We start from the raw sequence: 14,712 nt of genomic DNA on the forward strand, positions 1-14,712 counted from the left end.
TGATGAACATAAGCTATTCATAAGTAAAGAAAGGGAGAATTTAAGTGCCTAATAAAAATTTATATAGTTCTTATTACACTAAATCTGAGTACATAACTAAATATATGGTTAAAAAGCTGGACTTTACTGAAAACCATTTAGTACTCGAACCATCCGCTGGTGATGGTGTTTTTATCGACGCTTTGCTTAGGAAGCATCCTAATACTAATATTACTGCTTATGACCTAAATCCCAAAGCAGTGAATGTTATGAGTGATAAGTATCGCAGTTTCGAAAATGTTAACGTTATCGAATCGGACACCTTACTTGATACTGACCTTGATATGAAGGTATTTATGGGCGGCTTTTATGATAGGATTATTGGGAATCCTCCATATGGTGCGTGGCAAGATTACGAAAAACGTGCAAATCTAAAGAATCTCTACCCAGGCTTCTACGTAAAAGAAACATATACATTATTTTTGTTACGGTGCATTTCCTTACTAAAAGAAAACGGTAAGTTGACCTTTATCATTCCTGATACTTTTATGAACCTTCATATGCATAACAATCTAAGAGAATATCTATTACTAAATACAAAAATTCATGAAATTCTAATGATACCCTCAAAGTTTTTTCCCGGTGTTAATTTTGGATACTCTAATCTTACAATCATAACAGTTGAAAAGGTTACCGAAGAATCAAACCTCTCAAATGTTATAAGGATAATTAGCGGATTAAAAAAGGTCACCGATATTGAAGACATAACCAATAATGAAAGGCTTGAAAAATACAAAATAATTAACATATCTCAAAAAGAGGTCTACGAATCCATTGATATGGCATTTTTAATTCGTGCCGATAACAAAACTAGAAATCTTATTAACAATCCTCAATTAACATTAGAAGATTTAGCATACTGTGTAACAGGCATTTACACTGGAAATAACAAGGCCTATTTTAAGGCATTAAATTCAGAGGTTAGAAATCCAACAAAATGCAATATTGTAGATAAAAATCTAATCGAATACGACTTTCTTCAATACAACAACCTGCTTAATGGTATCAAAAGCGAAAAACATTTTATTCCTGTAACCAAAGGAAATGCAGACATGTACTCCAGAAAAAACGAATGGTATATTGACTGGGGGGAAGAAGCAGTTCATCATTATAAAACAGACAAAAAGGCACGTTTTCAAAATTCAAAGTATTATTTTAAAAAAGGTATTGCTGTACCAATGGTTAAATCCAGTAAAGTCAAGGCAAATTTGATAAACAATCAAGTCTTTGACCAATCTGTAGTTGGAATATTCCCAAAAGAAGAAAAGTATTTATACTATCTCCTTGCCTTGTTGAACTCGGATGAAGTAAATACAATAATTCAAACAATTAACCATACGGCAAATAATTCTGCAAATTACTTAAAAAAAATTCCTATTGTACTTCCTGATTCTGAAAAAGACTTTAATCATGTTCTTGACTTAGTTAAGCAGATGATTAACAATATAAAACAAACTAATACTATAAATACAGAAATTCAAACTGAAATCAATCAGATTTTTAAAAACTTATATGAATCTGCTGAATCACCAGCGGAGATATTGAGTTAAATTATTTTCCGCCAAATAATCAAGAGTGTAATTATCTAAATCGTTTTTCCAATCAATGTTGTGTTCAATCCAATCTTTAAGTGGATAACCAGCTAATTCTTCAATTTTATCGTAAGTTTCATGGCCACAATAAACATCCCATAGATTAGAATTCTTTAGGGTTTGAAGATAGTGATTATTTTCATTTTCTTCAGCCCTAACTAATATTATGTTCACATAATTTGGATTGAGTTTTTTAAAAATACTACCTACCATTAACAATCTATTTGTATTTCCTTTTTCGTTTGAATTAAATCCGCTTTTATAATCAATATTGTATTTGATACCATCTTTTTCAAAGTGCAAATCACATTTTAATTGAATCTCACCTGAAGCTACTAGTTCCCACATTAAATCTAAGTATCTATTTAATTCCTTTTTTTCCTCGGCTGTCAAAGATGTCGTTTCAATAAATGCATTCAATTTGGATAATAATTGTAATTTTGCCTCTTCAAAACTCGGTGGAATAACTTCAGCAATTCCTGACTCAGAAGTATATTTCCAACAGAGTTTACAAAACGGTTCCCATAATTCGCCAATTCTTCGTGTAAAATCCATATATTCATAGGGTCTGATACGATTTCTGAACTCAATCATTACAATATATGAACAGTAGTGAATCATTAAAATCTTGTCAAGTCGTTCCAAATTAGTATGTTCAGTGTTATTAACAACTGGCTGAACTAAATTTTTAGTAATCTGTTTAACTTTAGAATTTATTTTCTTTATTGTAGAGTTATCACTACCTGCATTTCTAAAAATCTCCTCGCACTCTGACCTGAATAAACCCAATAGTTCTTCTTTTGAATGACTCAAATTTTCAAATTTCAAAAGAGATTTCCCCTTATAAAATATATTGATGATATTTAAACAGATAAATAATAACATAATCTACCATCATTATCTATTTATGGACATTTATCCTTAAACTTTTTAAGGATAAATAAATATGTAAAGCTATTTTTCCTTATCTAGCAAGGACTAAAGATAATGATTTCAGAGATATTTCAGATGATGTTAGGACATCCATACTAAGGCGGAAAAAAATTCTAAATCACACAACTCCGTAAATGGCACTATTTTTAAGAATCTATTCCTGAAAGCCTGTTACATGTCTTTCAAGGGAAGGGCTATTATTTCTTTATATCAAAAAATATCACTTTTCTGTGACTCTGTAAATTGAGTCCTTTTTTTGTTTCTAATTTTTTGAAACTGGCACTTACTAGGCTAGAAGCTGGTACTTATGCATTCCTACAGCGGCAACAAATAGCTATTGTACATGTAAAGTGAAATCACTCGACACCACTGGGCTGTGTATAAAAAAGTTTGGCAGGGTGGCACGTATAGAGGGCGGTGAGGCAGTTCTATGCACAAAAAAACACAGACATTAGTTCCTGAATTCTTTGATTTTTATTTCAAAATTATACAACAGCAGCGTTTACCATCTTCCTTCGCCTTTATCCTCATACCCCATTTCCATTAAATCCAATAAAGCATCCTCCCTTTGCATTTCGGCATAATTTTCTCCGTACTCTTCCTTTAGTTGTTCTTCATACTCTTCATAAGAAAGTTCAAAACGTGGTTCATCTATCATACCCTCTAAATCCTCAATGTGCATACAAAAAAAGTCAACCGCTTCATCATAACAGACCTTTAAATGTTTTATAAGTGTATCAGTCTCTTGTTCATCCAATTCGATAGCGTAATGCATAATATTATTACGAATTTTATTAACATGTAAAACGGTATCTGTAAATCTTGTAGGCAGTTCTATATCACATAAATACTCAATTCTTTTAAGTGCGTCTGTCAGGCATACAGTTCTTAGCTTAGGTTCTACATCAAAAACAGTTTTTGCACCATTTTTATCCTTGCTTAGCCTTTCTTTAGCATTCATATACATTTTTATGTTTTCAAACATAAATGATTGGCTATTTTCTTTTAAAATGAATTTCAGCAATAATTCAATTCCGTGACTTAAAAAAATAGTCGCATTTTTAATTAAATAATGCCCACCTTCAGCTAAATTATTAAATTCATTTAAATCATTGTGGGCAGTTTTTAACGAATCAACCCCATTGTCCAATAAAGAAAATTTCACAATTCTCATCCCCTTTGCTTCAAATTGTGATTAACCCTTTCCCAAAATTCTTATATATCAAGGGTCTTTATTTAATTAAAGTACCTGTGATTAACATACTATAGAAAGCCTCATGTATCAAGGGTTCACAGATTTTAATAATCACAATTTAATAATCACATATGGTACTACCTTTAACTTTTAAAAGTCCTATAATGAGGGACAGACTTAATCACAGCGGATTCAGTCAGGCTGTCTGAAAAAGTCCGACAATTTTGTAGCCCTTGTGGCTGTGGGGTTCTAGCGTTTGGTAAAAATTAGCCTGTTTGCGGGCATGTAATCCGAGGCCGCTGACACACATATTACTGTAGAAGAATGATACTTAAAGATAACTACCCTGATAACAGTAATAAAGATAAAAGATATGGCTTCGCCAGTTCGGAACTAAAGTTCCTCACGATATATAAAAGACAGTTAAAGATAATTCTAAAGAATCCTGTCCACAGAATAAAGAACAGATAATTACTTTTAAAATACTTTCATGAAGCGTTAGCGGAATGAAAGACGTTAGTAAGTTCCTTATCGTCATTTAATTTTTTGCCATTTCCCTAGCGGTCATTTCTGACTGTCTAGGGGCTATTTTTATGGCCTTTTTTCTCTTATTGCCCCACGTTTGACAGATGCCCATAAAAACCCTATGCCGCCCTAGTACAGCAACTCCGCCACTAACTATGTATCCTTTTCCGCACATGGACAGCATAGCCTTCTATAAGGCCTGTCATAGCCTTACAGCGGCATGTTCTATTTTCCCATCAACACACCAAAACAAAAACAGAGAAGTTAGCTTTCCTTCTTCTCTGTTTGTCCTTTGTAATGTATTTTAATGTTAATTTCTGCCTTATGGTCACCGACCCTTGTATATTCAATATGGTCAATCAGTGTGGTTAACAAATAATTGATTTCCTTTGTCTCTAGGTCTGATGTACCATTTAGCAGACATTTTAATTTGTTTACTGTCCCCCGCAATTCACCAATCTTTTCACTTCTCGATTGTCTATCTAATCTTTCTATTTGTTTTTCCAAATTTTGTTTTTGAGTTTTTAACTGCCTAATTTCCTTTTGTGCCTCATCCTCTGTGTATATTTCCGCTACGAAACCTCTTTGCACCCTTTTGATACTAGCGGCAATCTTTTTAATGTTTGCTTTTAGGATAGTTTTTTCATCAGCAGGATTAGTACTGTCTTGCCTTATGTTTTTCTTTATATCCTCTAAGTACAGTTCTAATCTGTTAACAAATTGACTAAAATTGGCATAGAATACCTTTTCAAACAAGTCTAGTCTTACACCTTTGTTTTTGCAGACAGTATAACTTCCATCATCAGAATAATGCCTTGTTTGACAAGATGTAATTCGAAGTTCTTGCCCTTTTCTTCTTTGAAAGCTATGTGTTCTTCCGCATAAACCGCATTTAATTAAGCCTGTGAAAATAACCTTCCCTATTCTAGACGCTGGCGGCTTAGTCGCCCTGCTTTCTCTAATTTCTTTTACCTTTTCCCATTTCACAGGTGATATGATGGGTTTATGTGCATTTTCTCTAATTATTTGTTCATCCTTTAAAGCCTTTAGTTGTTTAGGCTTTCCACAAGGTTTTTTATGAATCTTTGATACTTTTGTTCTACCATAGATAGCCGTACCCTTATAAACAGGATTAGCTAATACTGCAGAAATTCTAGCCTTATCCCATTTTGAATCAGATGGCGTTAATATCCCCTCTAAGTCAAATATTCGTTCTATTTCTGTAGAGGACTTACCTGACAGATATAACCAATAAATTCTTTCGATTATAGGGGCATTTTCATCAGGTACAAGCCTTTTTGTACTATGGTCATAGCTATAACCCACAGGGGTCTTTCCCCCAGCCCAATTACCTTTTCTAGCTGAATCTCTTTTACCCCTTATTAGCCTTTTCTTTGTTTGCATATATTCCATTTTGGCAACAAAGGCATAAATAGTACCCTCAAAGGCATCACCATCATTGTTATAGTCAAATGGCTTTTTATCTGTTATAAGTAATACATTATATTCCTGTAATAATGCTTGAAATTCTTCAAATCCGCCCTGTGAACGAGTTATTCTGTCTTGGTCTGTACACACTACTGCGTCATAGTCATATTTTTGAATTCTGTTCACCATTTTAGTGTATTGAGGTCTATGTTTATCCTGAGACGAACCAACTTCTTTATAAACATCATATTCCCAATTATTTTGTTCACATTTTTCAATTTGTGTTTCTAATTGTTGTTTTAAAGCCTTCTCAGTCTCATCGTCCCTGCTTTTCCTACTGTAAATAGCAACTTTTTTTATGTTATCCATAATAGTCTTATTCAAAGTCATTCACCACCGAAACTTGATAAATTCTTGATGTGTCTGTATTTTAACATGATTAACCAATGGTTGCAATATAGTTTTGGTCTATAAATTGACAAAAGATCTGACAGCTGAACAAATGAAAGCAGCGGGACTCGGCGCACACTATGTCGGCCATGGAAAAGCGCTCTATTATGAAAATGCTGCTGGTGAAACCTTTAGAATGCCAATTCAAGCTAAAGGCGACCCGATTGCCGACTTATATGAAGATATCGCTGCTGAGGAAAAGGCAAGGGCGACGTATCAATGGATCATTAACGTTTCAGATGATCCATTGATCAACGACTCACTCGGATATTTACGCGAACGTGAAATTATTCATTCACAGCGATTTCGTGAAGCAGTGGAATTAATTAAAGAGGATCAGGCAAGTAAGAAGGTATTCTGACAAGCTCGCAAGAAATGAACATTTTTTGATAGGTGCACAAGGCGCTCTTGCAGCCAATGAACGAAACACGTCTCAGCAGACAAACTGCGGTTGAGATGTGTTTTTTCCATATGTTCAGAATGTTTAAGATCTCAGTGGAATGAAGGAAAAAAAAATTGAGACACAGCTTACGTCGCAAGGACTTGGCTTCGCCAAGTTTTTTACTTTTATTTGTATATTGTTTTTAATGATTTAGCTATGTTTCAATTTAATGTTGTTTTCTGATCAAAAGGCATGTGTGAGACGCCTGTGGGAACAGCGTGCCAGCGAGACTCCGCAGGTTACTGCCTATTCGACAGGCTCGAGGGTAGCGCCCGCGGCAAGCGAACAAACGGCAATAAATGATTAAGAACAACAACAACAGATTTTAACAAAGCCAATGATTTAAACATAGCTATTTGTAATAAAGATTGATATCCTCTTTTTCGAGTAAATAATTCATGGCTGCAGCTCTCGCGGTGCCATCGAGTTCTTTTGCCCAGATTTCCCATGATCGTTTTATTGCTTCTTCACGCAAATCATCAAAATCATCTTCTGCGTCATCTGCGTCTTTCTGAAACTTCTGGTAAGCAAACCATGTCAGAAGCGCAAGTAGCGATAAAAGAACAATCAGCGGGTCACTGAGAAGGAGATGCAGCTGTTCAATAGACATCAGCCTTTGGGTCTGAAAGAAAAAAAGATCGGTAACGAGACAGATGCTGAACGCTATTAGGAGGTATCCGGCTCGTTTTGCTTTTTTCTTTGTTCGATCTTCCTCCTTCTTTCGTTTGCGCAATTCCTGAAAAATCGCGTAGCCCAGCGCAGTGATTGCTTGGTCGTCCCTCATCTGTTCTAGCGACATGTGTTCTCCCTCCCATCGGTCTATACTTATGCCTTTGGGCAGAAATTTAGGACAAACCTGTACTGCATAAATAACTTGTTAAACATCTTCATTCATTTGCGTTGTGCTCGCTTGCCGAGGATGCAGCGGGCGTTTCAACAGCTAAAAGCATTTCTAATCGATCACGCCAGTGAAGAACAGGTAGGCTTTGCTGATTCTGCTTACGTTTCTGAAATAATTCGTCGGATAAGCCACAATGATCGCAGCACCACTGTGGCTGATTGGTCAATGTTTCATCATAGAGCCGAAGGTAGGCTCGCCGCCGACAGCCGTTGGTGGTGAGCCAGGCTCGCATCTCAGCTAATTCCGCCAATTTTCTGCCCCGTCTTTTAGCGATTGTTTGACGGCATGACTCAAGCAATGATCGATAGGTTGCGCTTTCCTTTTTCCCCTTCACTTGGTCCAATAAAAAACGAACCGCTGTTTCGTTTTCTCCCTTTTCAAGGAGTGCCGCAGAAAAAGCCGTCTCTTTATCCACAGAAAGAGCACCCTGATCCAAGTCATACAATGTGCGGACCAGTCGTGCATCAGAAGGGTAGTTATTTTCTATCAAACGTTCCGGCATCTGATCGTCGGATGCTGTATGATAGAGTACCGCCAAACTTTGCTCGCCGTCTCTTCCGGCACGTCCTATTTCCTGTAGATACGCGTGAATGCTCGATGGATAGTGAAAATGAACAACAAGACGGACGTTGGGCAGATTCACCCCCATGCCGAACGCGTTTGTGCAGCAAAGAATTGGCAAGTCACCTTGAAGAAACTGATTCTGGATCTTCATCCGATCATCAGTTTCCATTCCTCCATGATAAAAAGCCGAAGTCAAACCCGCTTGTTCAAGAATCACACGCGCGAGCCGTTCGCTCCAATCCCGGCTCGCGCAATAGATAATGGCTGGAAGTTCTACCTGCCGCAGTAGCCGCAGCAAATCGCTGATTTTCTCCTGGTTCGATCCGGTCTCACGAATGTCGATCGCGATGTTCGGACGATCGGCGCTATAAATAAACTGACGCGCTTGCGAAAGCCCGAGGCGTGCAAGAATATCAGCACGTATCTGCTGACCGGCTGTCGCTGTTAGCGCTAAACATTGCGGATTGCCGATCCGCCGACGAACCTCCAGCAAATGGAGGTAATCCGGTCGAAAATCATAGCCCCATTGGGAGACGCAATGTGCTTCATCAATGACAAAGAGTGAAATCTGAATTCCCTCTAGCGCTCGGATGACATCAGATTTCCGTAGCATTTCTGGTGATATAAAAAGAAAACGGAGACGACTGAGCGATTGAAGAATGCGCTGCTTTTCGTGCGGATGAACGAGGCTATTCAATGCGCGCACTTTCTTCTCGCCGAGCTTTCGAATCGATAACACCTGGTCCTCCATTAACGCGAGTAGTGGTGATACAACAAGTACGAGACCTTTAAACAAGTAACCAGGCAATTGGTAACAAAGTGATTTGCCGCTTCCGGTTGGCATCATCGAAAAAACATCGCTCCCCTGACAAAGCGCAGATAGGATTTCTTCCTGACCCGTGCGGAAATGCTGATAGCCAAAACGTTCGCGCAAAATACGCAGCAATTGCTCATGCACCGCCTGTTCTCGGCGCTCAGACGGTCGTTCTTCAAACATTCGTTATCTCCCCCCTTTCTTCCATTGACGTCTTTGCTAGAATTAAACGAATTTGGAAATATGTTGCCTGCTCGCCAAGCCTCGCTTTAAGAGGCTTCAATTGGCGGGTTTTCAACCGACGTACTATCTCACGTATCCGGTGTTCCTGTTCTTGCGATACATAGGGTGAACAATCAAAGTGACGAATTTTAAGCGCCATTTCAACCAAATGATCCTGGATCGTGCTGATAGCCAATCTGCGGATTGAAGCCAGTTGCTCTATCGACCGTCCCGTTTTCATTAATTGACGCGTCTCTTGCGCTGATCGTGTCAGGTTATCCTCGTTTTCATCAAGAAGGTTGCGGAGATCAGGCGCAAGCTCGGGTTGTTGCACGATTAGATGAATCATGGTCCGGAGCGCTGATTTTGCCGCAAGATGCACCTCAATCGATTCAAGATTGAATTGCACCGCAAACTGTTCAAGTGTTCGTCCGCTGATGCCGCTCCCTGTCAGCTGACCGGCAAGCAGATCGGCCGCTTGTTGATCCATCAACTGCCAAACAGCTGCAAGCTGCGTTTTCACACGTCTGGCAATAGATGCTATAGGCTCCGTCTGTTCGATCAGATAGCCACGTACTTTCTCAGTTGCCGATGGATCGCGCGTCACGGTTAGAAATGCAGAATCTTGGTGCAGCAGACCAGATAAGGTCTGAACCAAGAGCTGAACTCTCAGCCAAAAAAGCCGTTCTCCGTGGATTGCTTCTGTATAGCGCAGACCTTTCGGGAAAGCGTAGTGTTCTTTTCCTAACAAATAACTTTTCTCGCCTATTGCTGTGAGCCTAAATTGCGCCTGATCCTTAGAACAAGATTCAATCCATCCCTTTTCCTCCAGTTTATTCGTCAGTCGATTGAATTCCTCTCTAGAAAGTCCTGCTAATGTATGAAAAAATGGGCGAACAGCAAAAAGATAACTGTCTTGAACGGGTTGCGCGGATTGCTTTCCGCGAAGCACATGATAGATACCGGAGAGCGTACGCTCCCCTTTAAATTGTCGAATCATATGGAGTAAAAGAAATAATGAATACGACACACGCTTTTCCCCCTGTTCTCCGTTTTCCTCTCTTCATTGTATACTTTCTTCCTCACAAAACAGCAAGGTATGACAAAAAAAGACAACGCATCAATTGAAAAAAAACTGTATTTTTCTTAAACTAGAGAAGTGTTTCACATATAAGTAAGCTGGGGAACACATAGATTTATTTGGAGAGGAAGAATTAAATGGCAAAATATACCCATATTGATCTGGAAACATGCATTGCGTGCGGTGCATGTTCCGCATCCGCGCCTGATCTCTATGATTACAATGATGATGGGATCGCCTATTCGCTGTTAGATAATAATCAGGGGATTACTGAAGTTCCTGATGAGTTGCTTGAAGATATGATGGATGCTTATGATGGTTGTCCCACCGAATCGGTACAAATCAGTGACACGCCTTTTGAAAAGTCCGTTTGAGCCTGTGAGTCGTTGGCAACAAAGGATGTTTGCTACAATGTGATGCGTCATGGGCCATTGAACTTGCCGCCCATTCTATAAAAATTGAAAAGCGAATGGAGACTCAATCAATTGAATCTCCATTCGCTTTTTCTTCTTTGGAATCAGAAACCATCTAAGACAGTTTCTCAGAATAGTCCCAATCTTTTTCAACAATTTTAGGAAGCGTGAATTCAAAAGTCGTTCCATTATTTTTCTTACTGTGCACACTGATTTCTCCGCCGTGTGCTTCAACAATATGCTTGGCGATTGCAAGGCCAAGCCCAGTGCCCGCTTTGCCACGTGTTCTTGCCTTATCCGCTTTGTAAAAGCGCTCAAAAACAAACGGTAGATCTTCTTCATCGATTCCCGTTCCGGTGTCGCGAATACGAATGCGCAAAGCATCTGGCAACATGCGGACAGCAACAACGACTTCACCTTTTGTCGGTGTATGCCGCAATGCGTTATCAATCAAATTTGTTAGCACCTGCTCAATACGATCTGGATCAAGCACAAAGTGGGCATCCGCCGGTAGATCACAGCGAAGCGTCAGTTGAACGGCTTCATTCTGAGCCAGATTATCGAATTTGCGAACTGCATGGTGGAAGAAATCATCCAAAGCCGTGCTTCGTTTATTCAATTGAAAGTGTCCCGCTTCCAATTTAGCCAAATCAAGAAGTTCACTAACCAGACGCCCAAGACGTTTCGACTCATCGAGCACGATCTTTGCCATTTCTTTCTTCTCTGCGTCTGTTTGAGCAATATCATCTATGATTGCTTCACTATAACCTTGAATCATCGAAATAGGTGTCCGCAGTTCATGGCTGACATTGGCGACAAACCCCTTTTTCATTTGATCCAGATGACGCTCTTCAGTCATATCACGGAGCACTGCGACGGCCCCGCGGATTTTTTTCTGATCGAACAGCGGAGTCAAAATAATGACCCAAAAATGACCTTGCAGCGAGATTTCATGAACCGTTTGCTTCGACTGAAACGTCATCTTTTCTATCCATTCTTGAATGACTTTGGGTGTCATTTTCCAATTCTCGCGATCCTCGTTTTGCTCAAACGACCATGACTTGAGAAAATGGATTGCTGGCGGATTGCTGGCAACGATCTCCGACGATTCATCGAGCAAGAGCACACCGTCGGCCATATTATCGATAATTCCGGCCAACTGCTCTTTCTCCTGCTTTAAGGCGGTGACACTTGCCTTTAATTCTTTTCGCATTTTATTAAAGGCGATGGCAAGTTCACCAACTTCGTCTGTTGTAATCACCGGAACATTCACATCAAAATTACCACGGGCAACCTGCAGTGCAGCACTGCGCATTTTTCGCAGGGGTAGTCCGATCCGAGTAGAAAGAAAGAATGCGAAAAACGTAGTTAGTATAATGGCAATTCCCGCACTAATGTAAATCAACCGTTTCGAACGATCCATAGCTGTCTGAGCAATTTGCAACGATTGATAAACATAAACGGCACCAGTCTTACCCGAACTCAATCGGACTGGAACACCGACAATCATCAGCCGTATCTGGCGTTCCGAATTGGGCGACCACGTAAAAACACCGTGCCTTTCCATCATTTTTCCGCCGACAAACACCTTTTTTAAATTTGGATCTGTCTCGAAAAATCGGCGGCCTAGTTTCGGAAGGTGGCTTCCTGATCCCAGTTGCTGGTATTTGTCGCCAAGGAAAACAGAACTTCCGCAGCTATACACAGCGGTAATATCAGAAACGGAAGCCAAGGATTCGCGGTTCCCATGGCCAGTCTCGATCAATTGCGCGGCCTTCTGCCCAATTTTTTCCATCTGCAACTCCGTCTGCTGCAGATTATTATTTTCAAAAAATTGAAGCAATAGAAAGGTCAAGAAAACGAGCACGAGTGTAACCAAGGTAATGATTGTTGCCCATAGCTTGGTGACAACACTTCGAATGATCATGCCTCGGTCTCGACCTCAATTTTATAACCGACGCCCCAAACAGTAACAATCATTTCAGCTGCTTCTTCGGAAACGCGGTTCAATTTTTCGCGCAGCCGTTTGACATGAGTATCAACTGTTCGAAGGTCGCCGAAAAATTCATAATTCCAGACATCTTTAAGAAGCTGTTCTCTAGAGAAAACCTTGTCCGGGTTTTGTGCCAGATAATACAACAATTCATATTCTTTCGGCGTCAAGCTGACTTCATGGTTATCCACTTTCACGCGATGCGCGTCATGATCAATGATCAAGTGTGGAAAAACAATAACATTCTTAGCCGATGTTTCTGTTTCAAGAAACTTTGTTTTTGACGAACGGCGCAGCAAGGCCTTAACGCGCAAAACAACTTCGCGCGGACTAAACGGTTTGACAATATAGTCATCTGTCCCAACCTCAAAGCCTTGCACACGGTTCGCTTCTTCACCTTTTGCCGTCAGCATAATCACAGGTGTCGCTTTCGTTTCCCTTAATTTCTGACAAACCTCAATGCCGTCCATTCCGGGCAGCATCAAATCAAGCAGAATCAGCTCATAATCGTTTTCTAGACCAAGCTGAAGGGCTGTTTCCCCATCTTCCGCTTCATCAATTTGATAATTTTCTCTTTCAAGATACATCTTTAGCAGTTTACGAATACGTTCTTCATCATCAACCACTAAAATTGCCGTTTTTTTCTCTTCCATTGCTGATCCTTCCTTTCAGCCTGACCCATCCTAATCTCTCCCGTATGCCATGTCTGACTCCAGGTGGTTCTCAAGCCAATAATTCATGCAGTGCGTGAGCTTTCCCCATTCGGCTAGACATACGATTCTTGAAGACTGTATTCTGCTGACCAATCCGGTGCAGGAACAAACAGCGCTTGCATGGCCTCGCCGTTCATTTTCTTTATCGAAGGCTTTGTTAAAATCTGTTGTTGTTTTTAATCATTTCTTGCCTTTTGATCAGAAAACAACATTAAATTGAAACATAGCTTTATCGAAAAAAACGATTCGTAGCATAAAGAAAACGAATTAACTCCAATGGTCCGATTCATACAGAAAGACAATTCGGGTTATTTGTGTCAATACTAAGTATTATTTTAAACAATCTTAGCAAAAAAAACATCCATTATTTTTTTCACTTGGCTATAATTACTTTCTTCCTCGGCTTCCCTTGATCGAATCTGCAATCTTTAATGAATTATTCTGCTGTTTTTTTTGCAACGAGATGGTAAAGCGTTTTAATTTCGTGGGGCTTCAGTTTTCTGCTGTCCCCTGGATGCAAACCGTTTAAGCTAAGAAAGCCATAGCGCTCTCTTTTCAGTTTGCGAACATGAAGGTGGAGAGCCGAGAACATCCGGCGGACCTGCCGATTTCGTCCTTCATGAATGGTCAGCTGTACCGATGCCGAGTTTTTTTCTTTGTCAGCTGCAATCAGACGCACAATTGCTTTGGCTGTCATGCCATCATCTAACTTAAGTCCGCTTGAGAGCTGACGCAATTGGTCACTCGTAGGTATCGGGTTGACACGTGCTATGTATGTTTTATCGATTTCAAAACTGGGATGCATCAATTTATGCGCCAATTCCCCATCATTGGTCAGGAGAATCGCCCCAGAAGTATCATAGTCGAGACGTCCAACAGGAAAAATCCGTTCAGAAACATGTCGAAAAAAGTCCACAACCGTAGTCCGCTTCCGATCATCAGTCACTGATGAAATAACGCCGACCGGTTTGTAAAATAAATAATAAACAAGCTGTTCTCGGTCGATCGGAACCCCATCAACGCGTATTTTATCATCTGCCGCCACTTTGGTCCCTAATTCAGTCACAAGGACACCATTCACTTCAACGTGGCCTTCTTGAATCAGGCGCTCGGCCTTTCTTCTTGACGCGACGCCGGCCTGAGCCATTACTTTCTGCAATCGTTCCATGAACTCACCTCTAAGCTATCATACCTTGCTATACTTTCTAAAACAAGTTGAAGTCAATTTCCAAAAATATAGGCTTAGCCAAAGCTTTTTTGTAGCAATACGCTTCGGGCGCTCGCTTGCCGCAAGCCTTCCTGGGACAGCTAAAAAGTCTGTAGCCAGTCTGGACGCTATCCTGTAAGGCGCCAGCGCACCTCGCTGCATTTTTGTGCGAAAAACTTTCTTATCGCTTAAAAAATATC

Annotated in this window: 11 protein-coding genes and 1 pseudogene; 3 read left to right on the forward strand and 9 right to left on the reverse strand. The window is 39.9% G+C overall.

Going from position 1 to position 14,712, the window contains the following annotated elements:
• The first annotated feature begins 44 nt into the window (after positions 1-44).
• Positions 45-1,589: an HsdM family class I SAM-dependent methyltransferase gene (locus JOC27_RS06230; RefSeq protein WP_010027196.1), complete on the forward strand. Its 1,545-nt coding sequence runs from the start codon at positions 45-47 to the stop codon at positions 1,587-1,589.
• Here the strand turns inward: JOC27_RS06230 and JOC27_RS06235 are convergent.
• The 3 genes from JOC27_RS06235 to JOC27_RS06245 form a co-directional block, all read right to left on the reverse strand.
• A complete protein-coding gene (locus JOC27_RS06235; RefSeq protein WP_010027198.1) occupies positions 1,566-2,459 on the reverse strand; it encodes a hypothetical protein in 894 nt (297 codons plus the stop codon). The two genes, JOC27_RS06230 and JOC27_RS06235, sit on opposite strands and share 24 nt — an antisense overlap.
• 607 nt (positions 2,460-3,066) lie before the next feature.
• Complete coding sequence (locus JOC27_RS06240) at positions 3,067-3,729, reverse strand: hypothetical protein (RefSeq protein WP_010027864.1); 663 nt, start codon at positions 3,727-3,729, stop codon at positions 3,067-3,069.
• 819 nt (positions 3,730-4,548) lie between these two features.
• Positions 4,549-6,096, reverse strand: coding sequence for a recombinase family protein (locus JOC27_RS06245; protein ID WP_010024368.1), 1,548 nt, complete (start codon positions 6,094-6,096; stop codon positions 4,549-4,551).
• Positions 6,097-6,175: 79 nt separating this feature from the next.
• Between JOC27_RS06245 and JOC27_RS06250 the strand changes: the two are divergent.
• Positions 6,176-6,523: pseudogene (locus tag JOC27_RS06250) on the forward strand (manganese catalase family protein); the annotation flags it as partial.
• 433 nt (positions 6,524-6,956) lie between these two features.
• On the opposite strand, the gene JOC27_RS06255 reads toward JOC27_RS06250, so the two are convergent.
• The 3 genes from JOC27_RS06255 to JOC27_RS13600 all read right to left on the reverse strand — a co-directional run bounded on the left by JOC27_RS06255 (position 6,957) and on the right by JOC27_RS13600 (position 10,135).
• Positions 6,957-7,403, reverse strand: a complete 447-nt coding sequence (locus tag JOC27_RS06255; protein WP_205006154.1) for a DUF2663 family protein — start codon at positions 7,401-7,403, stop codon at positions 6,957-6,959.
• An 88-nt stretch (positions 7,404-7,491) separates the two neighbouring features.
• Entirely contained in the window at positions 7,492-9,066 is a 1,575-nt protein-coding gene (locus tag JOC27_RS06260) for a RecQ family ATP-dependent DNA helicase (RefSeq protein WP_205006155.1), read from the reverse strand.
• Positions 9,059-10,135 carry a helix-turn-helix domain-containing protein gene (locus JOC27_RS13600; protein ID WP_205006156.1) on the reverse strand — a complete coding sequence of 359 codons (1,077 nt, stop codon included), beginning with the start codon at positions 10,133-10,135 and terminating at the stop codon, positions 9,059-9,061. The genes JOC27_RS06260 and JOC27_RS13600 overlap by 8 nt, the downstream gene beginning before the upstream one ends.
• 188 nt (positions 10,136-10,323) lie before the next feature.
• On the opposite strand from JOC27_RS13600, the gene JOC27_RS06270 reads away from it, so the two are divergent.
• Positions 10,324-10,560 (forward strand): ferredoxin, encoded by a 237-nt coding sequence (locus tag JOC27_RS06270; protein ID WP_205006157.1) that lies wholly within the window; start codon positions 10,324-10,326, stop codon positions 10,558-10,560.
• A gap of 154 nt (positions 10,561-10,714) precedes the next feature.
• Here the strand turns inward: JOC27_RS06270 and JOC27_RS06275 are convergent, their stop codons facing one another.
• The 3 genes from JOC27_RS06275 to JOC27_RS06285 form a co-directional block, all read right to left on the reverse strand.
• The gene (locus tag JOC27_RS06275; RefSeq protein ID WP_205006158.1) at positions 10,715-12,526 is read right to left on the reverse strand and encodes an ATP-binding protein; all 1,812 of its coding nucleotides are present in this window, start codon (positions 12,524-12,526) and stop codon (positions 10,715-10,717) included.
• The gene (locus JOC27_RS06280) at positions 12,523-13,245 is read right to left on the reverse strand and encodes a response regulator transcription factor (RefSeq protein WP_205006159.1); all 723 of its coding nucleotides are present in this window, start codon (positions 13,243-13,245) and stop codon (positions 12,523-12,525) included. Before JOC27_RS06280 ends, JOC27_RS06275 begins: the two co-directional genes overlap by 4 nt.
• Positions 13,246-13,741: 496 nt before the next feature.
• The gene (locus JOC27_RS06285) at positions 13,742-14,473 is read right to left on the reverse strand and encodes a pseudouridine synthase (RefSeq protein WP_205006160.1); all 732 of its coding nucleotides are present in this window, start codon (positions 14,471-14,473) and stop codon (positions 13,742-13,744) included.
• Between the last annotated feature and the right edge of the window lie 239 nt (positions 14,474-14,712).

Source organism: Sporolactobacillus spathodeae (assembly GCF_016908935.1).
Lineage (GTDB): Bacteria > Bacillota > Bacilli > Bacillales > Sporolactobacillaceae > Sporolactobacillus > Sporolactobacillus spathodeae.